The sequence below is a fragment of the Mycobacterium sp. ABE4_509 genome, assembly GCF_056160785.1.
Window position 1 is genome coordinate 1 of record NZ_JBSWXU010000289.1, and the last position, 1,618, is coordinate 1,618.

General features: G+C 67.4%; 3 protein-coding genes. 2 read left to right on the top strand and 1 reads right to left on the bottom strand.

Going from position 1 to position 1,618, the window contains the following annotated elements; translation table 11 throughout:
• Window positions 1-354, top strand: a 354-nt coding sequence (locus ACXAID_RS28020; RefSeq protein ID WP_475025424.1) for a DNA glycosylase family protein, incomplete at its 5' end; no start/stop codon positions are given.
• 69 nt (window positions 355-423) lie between these two features.
• On the top strand, window positions 424-969 hold the full coding sequence (locus ACXAID_RS28025; RefSeq protein WP_475025425.1) for a Dps family protein: 546 nt from the start codon (window positions 424-426) through the stop codon (window positions 967-969).
• Window positions 970-1,314: 345 nt separating this feature from the next.
• On the opposite strand, the gene ACXAID_RS28030 is transcribed toward ACXAID_RS28025, so the two are convergent.
• A partial coding sequence (locus tag ACXAID_RS28030) for a transposase (protein WP_475025426.1) occupies window positions 1,315-1,618 on the bottom strand: 304 nt, incomplete at its 5' end.

A 1,618-nucleotide genomic window follows, 5' to 3' on the forward strand; every position in this document is an offset into this window, starting at 1 on the left:
GTGGTGGGCTGCGCCCAGCGGGCCGACGCCCTGGAACGCCTGGCCGGCCGGCCTGCGCCGGCCGCCCGCCGGGCGTTGACCTCGCTGCCCGGGGTGGGGGAGTGGACGGCGGCCGAAACCGCTCAACGCGCCTTCGGCGACGCCGACGCGTTGTCGGTGGGTGACTACCACCTGGCCACCGTGGTGGGCCGAAGCCTGCTCGGGCACCCGATCGACGACGCCCAGATGGTGGCGTTGCTCGAACCGCTACGTCCGCACCGGCACCGCGCGGTGCGCCTGCTGGAGGCCAGCGGCCTGGCGGTCAATCCCCGGTTGGGGCCGAGGATGCCGATTCCGAATCTGGCCGGAATGTGACGTGGTTCGCGCGGTGATTATCGCGGCGCGGGCCCGGGTACACGGTGGCCGACGAGCGAAGGAGTTGATATGACCACATTCACCGTTCCCGGACTCACCGACAAGCAGGGCACCGAGGTCGCCGAGCTACTTCAGAAGGCGCTCAGCAGGTACAACGACCTGCACCTGACGCTCAAGCATGTGCACTGGAATGTCGTGGGGCCCAACTTCATCGGTGTCCACGAGATGATCGACCCCCAGGTCGAGCTGATCCGCGGCTACGCCGATGCGGCCGCTGAGCGCATCGCGGCACTGGGGCTCTCGCCGCAGGGCACCCCCGGGGCGATCCTCAACGACCGCACCTGGGACGACTACTCGGTGGGCCGTGACACCGTCCAGGCGCACCTGGCTGCCCTCGACCTGGTCTACACCGGAGTCATCGAGGACACCCGCAAGGCCATCGAGCAACTCGAGGAACTGGACCTGATCTCGCAGGACATGCTGATAGAGCACACCGGTGAGATGGAGAAGTTCCAGTGGTTCGTGCGGGCGCACCTGGAGAACTCGGGCGGGCAGCTGTCCAACGAGGGGGCCTCGACGGAGAAGTCGGCGGCCAGCAAGGCCAAGAAGTCCTAGCTGGCTGTAGGTCGAGTCAAGAGGTGTGGAGGCCGTAGTCGGTTGACACCCCCTGGTTGGGGTGTTGGTTTCGCGCGACGGTGGTGATGCTGAGTAAAGGGGCGGGTGCCTGGCGCCCACGCTGACGTATGCAACCTCGGTGGGGGTTATCTGGCGTCGTTCGGGCTGCCGTGGAGGCGAAGGGCCGGGTGCCAAGCTAGGCGCGGCGTAACCCCGGGTGAGGGATCCGCCATAGCGGTCACGGCATCTGATCCGGCCCTTCGTCCCGTCCGCTTAGCGTGGCACTACCGACGGGGATTGTGAAGGGTTCTGATCGGTCCTTTCGCGGGAGGGTGTGTCAGGGATTTAGGCCCAGCGCGTCGGCTCGTAGGTGACGTGGTCGCGAACGAGTGCGTGGGCGATGCGGTTGGCACGATGGGCCAACGCGCAGGCCACGACGCCCCCGTGCTTTCCGCGGTCTTTGAGTCCGTGGGCGTAGTTCTTTGCGGCCGGGTCGTTGAGCCACAGACCGATGCCGAGGTCGATCAAAGCTCGGCGCAACGCCACGCTGCCTTCACGGCTGATGCCGCCGTCGCGGCGCTTGTGCGCGGATTCGTACTGCATCGGGGACAGTCCCGACGCACGGTAGATCTGCCGCGGACCCGGCCAA